The organism is Streptococcus fryi (assembly GCF_053206505.1).
Map to the genome: position 1 here is coordinate 1 of NZ_JBRUGW010000072.1, position 1727 is coordinate 1727.

Here is a 1727-nt window from a genome sequence, read left to right on the forward strand (position 1 = left end):
ATAAACTGAATATGCAATTAGGACTACCTTCAGAATATCCATCACCATTATGGGATAAGACAGATGATTGACATTTGTTATCCAAAAATCCCTTGAAGAATTCATTTCTTCAAGGAATTTTATTGTTAGTGACGACTGAAACTGTCTGGGCCTTTAACCAGTGGGGGAGTCTGACTTTGACGCTTAATTTGTCTGATCTCTTTCAAAAGACTTATTACATCATGCGGTTTGACGACACTGGTAACCCAGACTGGTCAGACCCTAAGGCAACAGCAGAAAGCGAGGTAGCTGATGAAGGCATTACTGACCCTCAATAAGGTTCTCTTTTCGACGATTGGAGGACTGATTGGGACACATTTTGGAGAAGTGGATGGGGTTTTATATGCCCTTTTTATTTTTCTCATCATTGATTATGTGACGTGAGTCTTTGCGGCGATTGTCGCGAAGGACCTCTCCAGCAGCATTGGTTTCAAGGGCATCTTCAAAAAGATAGTCATTCTCTTTTTGGTATCAGTTGGACATCTTATTGATACTGAAATCATCAAGCAGGGAGGGGCGATTCGCACCATGGTGATTTTCTTTTACTTGAGTAATGAAGGCTTAAGTATTTTGGAAAATGCGGTGCGGATTGGCTTACCTATCCCTGAGCAACTACAAGCACTCTTAAAGCAATTCAACGAAAAAGAAGGAGACTAAGATGGGAAAACATTTAGTCATTTGTGGGCATGGTCAAGGGCCAAAAAACTATGATCCAGGAGCAGTCAATGCCAAACGTGGCATCACAGAAGCTGATAAGGTTCGTGAGTTGGCCAAGCTCATGTCCAAGTACAGCGGGAAAACCATCGACTACATCACAGAACAAAACGTCTATGACTATCGGTCAATCGCAAGCCTAGGAAAGGGCTATGACTCCATTACTGAGCTTCATTTTAATGCCTTTAACGGTAGAGCACGAGGGAGTGAAGTTTTGATTCAATCTTCTTTGACGGCAGATCAGGAAGACTTAGCCATCTTAGCTGTCCTTAGCCGTCATTTTCAAAACCGTGGGATTAAGAAGGTGGATTGGCTCTACAATGCCAATGAAGCAAAGGACAGAGGTTATCCCTATCGTTTGGTTGAAGTGGCCTTTATCGATAACGATGAGGACATGACCATCTTTGAGAACAAGAAAGAGGAGCTGGCTAAAGGTCTCGTCTCTGCCATTACCCAAGAGGAGGTGAAGACTGTTGTCTCTGCCACCCCCAGTAACCAAGGAGGACAAGCCAATCCTTCTACCAGCCCTGTTTATCACGTTGGGGATAGTGTTCGTGTGCTTGGTCGTGCGACGCATTACCAAACGGGTCAAGCGATTGCGAATTGGGTCAAGGGTCGCACTTACAAAATCCTCCAGGTCAAAGCTGTAAATCAGTCTCGTAGTAAGAGAGCCTACCTCCTTGAAGGGATTAAATCTTGGGTATTGGAGCAGGATGTGGAGGGCACAAGCCTTGGTCATTCGGAACAGACCTACACGGCTCAAAAAGGGGATAGCTACTGGGGGATTGCACGGCAATTTGGGACAACAGTTGATGGTTTGTTAGCCTTGAATGGTTTGAAGAAAACCGATGTCTTAAAGATCGGTCAGACCTTGAAAGTCCATAAGGCGACCAATTCCATCAAGGCAGTGGCGACAAGCCTTGCCCAACGTGCGGTTGCGTCTGCCCTCTCTAAGGTAGGTCAGAAAGTGACAG

Annotated in this window: 2 protein-coding genes and 1 pseudogene; all 3 read left to right on the top strand. The window is 45.0% G+C overall.

What is annotated here, in order from left to right; all coding sequences use genetic code 11:
* Positions 1-128 precede the first annotated feature (128 nt).
* Complete coding sequence (locus ACVRZH_RS10055; protein WP_447455134.1) at positions 129-317, top strand: hypothetical protein; 189 nt, start codon at positions 129-131, stop codon at positions 315-317.
* Positions 292-696, top strand: a pseudogene (locus tag ACVRZH_RS10060) (phage holin family protein). Before ACVRZH_RS10055 ends, ACVRZH_RS10060 begins: the two are co-directional and overlap by 26 nt.
* A 1-nt stretch (position 697) precedes the next feature.
* A partial coding sequence (locus ACVRZH_RS10065) for an N-acetylmuramoyl-L-alanine amidase (RefSeq protein WP_447455135.1) occupies positions 698-1727 on the top strand: 1030 nt, incomplete at its 3' end.